At 58.5% G+C, this 6,705-nt stretch carries 2 protein-coding genes and 2 rRNA genes; 2 read left to right on the plus strand and 2 right to left on the minus strand.

Annotated elements, in window-relative coordinates; all coding sequences use genetic code 11:
- The first annotated feature begins 480 nt into the window (after window positions 1-480).
- Both QFZ70_RS18875 and rrf read left to right on the plus strand, forming a co-directional pair.
- Window positions 481-3,607 (plus strand): 23S ribosomal RNA (locus QFZ70_RS18875).
- A 230-nt stretch (window positions 3,608-3,837) separates the two neighbouring features.
- Window positions 3,838-3,954: ribosomal RNA gene (gene rrf, locus QFZ70_RS18880) — 5S ribosomal RNA — on the plus strand.
- Between the two features lie 147 nt (window positions 3,955-4,101).
- On the opposite strand, the gene QFZ70_RS18885 is transcribed toward rrf, so the two are convergent.
- Both QFZ70_RS18885 and QFZ70_RS18890 read right to left on the minus strand, forming a co-directional pair.
- Window positions 4,102-5,391 (minus strand): ISL3 family transposase, encoded by a 1,290-nt coding sequence (locus QFZ70_RS18885; protein ID WP_307097751.1) that lies wholly within the window; start codon window positions 5,389-5,391, stop codon window positions 4,102-4,104.
- A gap of 169 nt (window positions 5,392-5,560) precedes the next feature.
- Window positions 5,561-5,902: a YciI family protein gene (locus QFZ70_RS18890; RefSeq protein ID WP_307097752.1), complete on the minus strand. Its 342-nt coding sequence runs from the start codon at window positions 5,900-5,902 to the stop codon at window positions 5,561-5,563.
- Window positions 5,903-6,705 lie beyond the last annotated feature (803 nt).

Here is a 6,705-nt window from a genome sequence, read left to right on the forward strand (position 1 = left end):
TCATGTATGTGGGTGGTGGGGTTTGTCAGGAGTATATGCCCGTTGCGCAGACGTTTGTTCTGCGGCGGGTGCTCAAGGGTGGAATATCAATGAATAGGTGCCTGGTGGCGCGGTCTGGTGGTTAGTACGGGTTGATCTCCTTTGGGGGGTTGGTTCAGGAACGCTTGCTGGTCCGGGTTGTTGGGTGGTGTTTGGCACACTGTTGGGTCCTGAGGCAACAGGACCGGGTTTTTGCCCGGGACTTGTGTTTCTGGTTTTCCTGGCCGTACCGATCATGCACGTTTGTGTGTGGGGTGTGTGGTTTGGGGTTGTTGTTTGAGAACTACATAGTGGACGCGAGCATCTTTTATAAGAAGCAATTTCCAAGAATATGAACCTGGATCTGGCTGCGCGTGATGATGGCTGACCTTTCGGGGTTGGTGGTTGTTGGGTGTGGTTGGTTTTCGTGGTTCTCTCGTGAAGTAGTTTTTTGATCTTTGTGGTCAAGTTTTTAAGAGCACACGGTGGATGCCTTGGCATTAGGAGCCGAAGAAGGACGTAGGAATCTGCGATAAGCCTGGGGGAGTCGATAACCGGACTGTGATCCCAGGGTGTCCGAATGGGGAAACCCCGCCAGGGGCGCGAGTCGCCTGGTGACCCGCATCTGAACACATAGGGTGCGTGGAGGGAACGCGGGGAAGTGAAACATCTCAGTACCCGCAGGAAGAGAAAACAATAGTGATTCCGTTAGTAGTGGCGAGCGAACGCGGATCAGGCTAAACCGTTCCATGTGTGATAGCCGGCGGGCGTTGCATGGTCGGGGTTGTGGGACTTTCCATACCAGTTCTGCCGGGCTGGTGGGGTGTGATGTGCAGGCATAGGTGAACGGTCTTGAAAGGCCGGCCAGAGAGGGTGTGAGCCCCGTAACCGAAATGTTGTGTACCGCCTGGATGAGTATCCCAAGTAGCACGGGGCCCGAGAAATCCCGTGTGAATCTGTCAGGACCACCTGATAAGCCTAAATACTCCCTAATGACCGATAGCGGACCAGTACCGTGAGGGAAAGGTGAAAAGTACCCCGGGAGGGGAGTGAAACAGTACCTGAAACCGTGTGCTTACAATCCGTCGGAGCCAGTCTGATTCTGGTGACGGCGTGCCTTTTGAAGAATGAGCCTGCGAGTTAGTGTTACGTCGCGAGGTTAACCCGTGTGGGGAAGCCGTAGCGAAAGCGAGTCTGAATAGGGCGTTGCAGTGGCGTGATCTAGACCCGAAGCGAAGTGATCTACCCATGGCCAGGTTGAAGCGACGGTAAGACGTCGTGGAGGACCGAACCCACTTCAGTTGAAAATGGAGGGGATGAGCTGTGGGTAGGGGTGAAAGGCCAATCAAACTTCGTGATAGCTGGTTCTCCCCGAAATGCATTTAGGTGCAGCGTTGCGTGTTTCTTACCGGAGGTAGAGCTACTGGATGGCTAATGGGCCCTACAAGGTTACTGACGTCAGCCAAACTCCGAATGCCGGTAAGTGAGAGCGCAGCAGTGAGACTGTGGGGGATAAGCTTCATAGTCGAGAGGGAAACAGCCCAGACCACCAACTAAGGCCCCTAAGCGTGTGCTAAGTGGGAAAGGATGTGGAGTTGCGAAGACAACCAGGAGGTTGGCTTAGAAGCAGCCATCCTTAAAAGAGTGCGTAATAGCTCACTGGTCAAGTGATTCCGCGCCGACAATGTAGCGGGGCTCAAGTACACCGCCGAAGTTGTGGCATTCAGATATTAGCTAAGCCCTTGTGGTTCAGGCGTCTGGATGGGTAGGGGAGCGTCGTGTGGGCAGTGAAGTCGCGGTGTAAACCAGCGGTGGAGCCTACACGAGTGAGAATGCAGGCATGAGTAGCGAAAGACGGGTGAGAAACCCGTCCGCCGAATGATCAAGGGTTCCAGGGTCAAGCTAATCTGCCCTGGGTAAGTCGGGACCTAAGGCGAGGCCGACAGGCGTAGTCGATGGACAACGGGTTGATATTCCCGTACCGGCGAAAAACCGCCCATGCTGAACAGGGGATACTAACTGCCCGAGACCTGCCCGATCACCCTTGTGGTGTGAGGGTTTTGGTGGAGCGCAGGACCTGATCCTGGGAGGCAAGCGTATTAACAGGTGTGACGCAGGAAGGTAGCCAAGCCGGGCGATGGTTGTCCCGGTCTAAGGATGTAGGGCGAACGGTAGGCAAATCCGCTGTTCATGATGCCTGAGATCTGATGGGACCCCCGTTTGGGGGGATTTGGTGATCCTATGCTGCCGAGAAAAGCATCGACGCGAGGTTTTAGCCGCCCGTACCCCAAACCGACACAGGTGATCAGGTAGAGAATACTAAGGCGATCGAGAGAATTATGGTTAAGGAACTCGGCAAAATGCCCCCGTAACTTCGGGAGAAGGGGGGCCCCAACCTTGAACACCACTTGCTGGTGGGAGGGGATCGGGGCCGCAGAGACCAGGGGGAAGCGACTGTTTACTAAAAACACAGGTCCGTGCGAAGTCGCAAGACGATGTATACGGACTGACTCCTGCCCGGTGCTGGAAGGTTAAGAGGACCGGTTAGCCGCAAGGCGAAGCTGAGAATTTAAGCCCCAGTAAACGGCGGTGGTAACTATAACCATCCTAAGGTAGCGAAATTCCTTGTCGGGTAAGTTCCGACCTGCACGAATGGAGTAACGACTTCCCCGCTGTCTCAACCATAAACTCGGCGAAATTGCAGTACGAGTAAAGATGCTCGTTACGCGCAGCAGGACGGAAAGACCCCGAGACCTTTACTATAGTTTGGTATTGGTGTTCGGAGTGGCTTGTGTAGGATAGGTGGGAGACGTTGAAGCCCGGACGCCAGTTCGGGTGGAGTCATCGTTGAAATACCACTCTGGTCACTTTGGACATCTAACTTCGGCCCGTAATCCGGGTCAGGGACAGTGCCTGATGGGTAGTTTAACTGGGGCGGTTGCCTCCTAAAAAGTAACGGAGGCGCCCAAAGGTTCCCTCAGCCTGGTTGGCAATCAGGTGTCGAGTGTAAGTGCACAAGGGAGCTTGACTGTGAGAGAGACATCTCGAGCAGGGACGAAAGTCGGGACTAGTGATCCGGCGGTACATTGTGGAATGGCCGTCGCTCAACGGATAAAAGGTACCTCGGGGATAACAGGCTGATCTTGCCCAAGAGTCCATATCGACGGCATGGTTTGGCACCTCGATGTCGGCTCGTCGCATCCTGGGGCTGGAGTAGGTCCCAAGGGTTGGGCTGTTCGCCCATTAAAGCGGTACGCGAGCTGGGTTTAGAACGTCGTGAGACAGTTCGGTCCCTATCCGCTGCGCGCGCAGGAAATTTGAGAAGGGCTGTCCTTAGTACGAGAGGACCGGGACGGACGAACCTCTGGTGTGTCAGTTGTACTGCCAAGTGCACCGCTGATTAGCTACGTTCGGATGGGATAACCGCTGAAAGCATCTAAGCGGGAAGCTCGCTTCAAGATGAGATTTCCATACACCTTGTGTGTGAGAGGCCCCCAGCCAGACCACTGGGTTGATAGGCCGGATGTGGAAGCGAGGACTAACGACTCGTGAAGCTGACCGGTACTAATAGGCCGATAACTTACACCACACACCACCCCCGCAAACCAATCCTTCAAAAGAGGTTTGCACCCAAGAGGGTGGTAAAAGATAAACAAGACTGCTTGCGTCCACTATGTGGTTCCCGAACAACAAACCCGTTGCTTGAGAACCGATAACTGAATAACAACACCACAGCTCCAACACACGGAGCGATGTTGTAACCAAAAATTTTCCCACCCGCCCGGGCACGCCCCGGGTGCCAGGGTGCGGAGCAAGGGTTACGGCGGTCATAGCGTGGGGGAAACGCCCGGTCCCATTCCGAACCCGGAAGCTAAGACCCACAGCGCCGATGGTACTGCACCCGGGAGGGTGTGGGAGAGTAGGTCACCGCCGGACAACCATTCGGTCGAGGCCCCAACCAGTCACTGGTTGGGGCCTCCCACACTTAAAAACACCCCAGGGGCCCTGACACACCACGTCAGGGCCCCACCACTTTAACCGGCTCTTCACGGTTCGTGGTGAACGTTCTGCCGTGATGGGTGTTCATGCCGCTGTTCTGGCGGCACTGCGCAACAGGATACGCGTTTTGTAGTTGCGTGCGTTGGTGAATCCCCGGCCTGTCCTTTTGATGTGTTTGATCGCGGTGTTATTGGCTTCCACTTTTGCTGTTGTCGCACCGGTGACGATGAGGACTTCAATCTCTTTCCACCAACGGCAGACCGTGCGCCAGAGCCGGGTCGTTTCCGGTTGCGCGGCACGTTCGACGAGTTCCTTCAGGCGGTCTTTTGCAGCGGCCGCGTCTGCGAGGGATCCGGTGGCTAGCAGTGTCCGGAGCTGCTCTTTGACCAGCCAGGCCGCCTGCATCTTCCCCGTGGCGTCGTCAGTCGTGAACACCGTGTTGAGCCTGTCCCGTGCCCGGTCCGAAAGTGTGTCGCCGGCGCGCAGGAGCAGCCTCCTGTTGGCCCAGACCGGATCGATGGACCGTCCCCGCCGACCATGGACCTGCTGGGTGAGCCGCTGCCGGACCTCGGTGAGCATGTCGTTGCCGAGCTTGACCAGGTGAAACGCGTCGACCGAGACAGCGGTGCGCGGAAGCCACATCCGCAGGGCCTTGCGGAACGCCGCCGAGGGGTCGATGGCGACGACCTGCACGCCCAGGCGCCACTGAAGCGGCCGGGCGAACAGCCAGTCGCCGACGCCCTCACTGTCACGGCCGTCCACGATTCCCAGGACTTGTCCGGTGTCCAGATCGACGATGGTGGTCATCCAGGGTTCGTAGCGTTTCCAAGCCTTGGTGACTGGGTCGCGGAAGAACCGCATCGACCGGTAGCGGTGCTCATCAATGCCGAGCATCCGCGGTGCCAGGGCATCGACGTCAGGCAGCGTCAACGCTGCGGAGTCCAGAGCCCGCTGCACCAGCCACCATGAGACACCGAACGAGGAGGCCGCCTCCGCGGCGGCTCTGCCGGATCCGATCACTGCGGCTACCAGGGCGTCCCGGAGCCGGCGGGTGGACCGTGCCCGGCGCGGAACCTGGGCTGTTTCCTCGGTGAATGTCCTGCGCGGGCACAGGTACTCATCGCAGAAGAATCTCCGCTTGGCCCAGACCACTTCGACCGGGCCGGCGACAGGGATGTCACGCAGGCGTTGGGGTCGGCGAGAATGCACGCGGGTGCCGATCACTCCGCACGACGGGCAGCCGGCCTCGGCGGTGGCATCGACGTGAATCCGTCGCTGACCGAATGCAAGAATCTTGGCACCGGTGACGCGGTAGTCGGGCAGGTTGAAGATGGCGGTGGCAGCATCGGGGCGCGGGGAAGTAGGCTCAATCAAGGCTCGTAGCTCCTGACTTGATGAATGCGTAGAGAACATCCATCACAGCAGGGCTACGAGCCCTTCAGCTTTCAAGACACGGAACCTGTTTCACCATCAACCGTGAAGAGCCCTTTAACCACCACACACCACCCCGCCACCAAGGACAGGAACAGCCAGGTTGTCCTCGTCAGCTGGCCGGGTCGTACCCGAACTGGCGGAGCTCCTGCGGGCATCGGCAGGCGACCGCGATCTTCGCGGCCCACTCGAGTGCTGCCTCCCGCGAAGGCAGCTCGAGAACGGTGTAGCCGCCATTGGGCACCTTGTGGCCTTGGTACGTGCCCTCAGTGACGGTGCCGTCACCGGCGACGCGTACCGGGTCTATCTCATCATCGATTCCGCCGCCGAAAACGTACACGCCCGCCGCCTTGGCCTCCTCGATGACGGCATGCGAGGCTTCGACCACTGCCTCGAAATCGCCCTCGGGGATCACCATGGCCTCACTGGGGAACGAGATCAGGTACTTTGTCATTCGAGGACTCCTCTGCTTTGGCGGCGCCACCGTCGGCTCTTGTTTGCGGCACCGCTTTGGTGCCCCGCTCGATTATGGCTCTGACGCGCGTGCTGCGGTCAAGGCAGAGCGGATCCGTGCAGGCGTCCTCTGCGCGCCGACACGTGGCCCTCCAGGCCGGCCTGGCGCGAGCCTCGAGCCCCGAGCCGCAGGGGAGAACCCGGTCGCTGTACTGAGGGCGGAGTCGGAGCGCGGGTCATGGCCAGACTGCCAGGGGCGGGCCCAACCATCACAGGTCGGGGCTTTCTGCCTTTGCGGATCCAGGCTTTGAATGCCGTGATGGATGCCGGCCCTCCAAATTCCGTGACAACAAACTCAGCAGTCAAAGCACACACCGGCTTCAGCCCAATTTAGGGCTCATAAACCCGGGCTCTTGTCCCGGATCTCCTGGGGGCAGGAACAGCCGGCACGTATGGACTGCGCAATCCACCAAGACGAGCAGAGTTTGTGGTTGGGGGGTGGTGGGGGTGTGAGCCAGTCCATAGTTGTTTGAGTGGTGTTGTGGGTTGGCCGGTCGTGGTGGTGTGCCTTTTGGTTCCGTGTTGGGGCGGGGTTTTTGGGGGGTGTGGGGTGGTTGTGGGGGTGGATTTGCGGAGGGGCCCGAGGGCGTGTATTGTTTTCTGAGTCGCCGCCGCTGATGCGGAAAGATTGCGGCCAACCCCCCTTTTTTCAACAGCCTGGAATATGGTTCGCTTTTGGGCGTGCCGGTTTGGGTGGGGTCGGGTTCCTGGAGTTTGTATCGCGGAAACGCTGATTTGCAAAGC

The sequence above is a fragment of the Arthrobacter sp. V1I9 genome, assembly GCF_030817075.1.
Classification (GTDB): domain Bacteria; phylum Actinomycetota; class Actinomycetes; order Actinomycetales; family Micrococcaceae; genus Arthrobacter.